Raw genomic sequence first — 206 nt, 5'->3', positions numbered from 1 at the left:
CTTCTTCTATCACGTGGCTGTCCTGCCTTCCATGGAATCCGGTCTCATACCAAGGGAACACCTTACGGTTTCCGGAGACGGCACCGCCGTGCATACCCATGCCTGCCCACGCGGGCACCACAGGGTTGGCGCACCGGAAAACCTGCGGCATTTCCCCGACCCCGATGCTTCCTGGGGCTGGGACAGCGACCTGGAAAAATATTACT

Annotated in this window: 1 pseudogene; it reads left to right on the top strand. The window is 59.7% G+C overall.

Features of this window, described 5'->3' with window-relative positions:
• Window positions 1-206 (top strand): annotated as a pseudogene (locus VSQ62_RS32375) (transposase); the annotation flags it as partial.

Origin of the sequence: Sporofaciens sp. JLR.KK001 (assembly GCF_036941055.1) — a bacterium.
GTDB lineage: Bacteria > Bacillota > Clostridia > Lachnospirales > Lachnospiraceae > Sporofaciens.
Note: the sequence above shows the minus strand (reverse complement) of the source record. Positions and strands in the feature narration are given on the sequence as shown.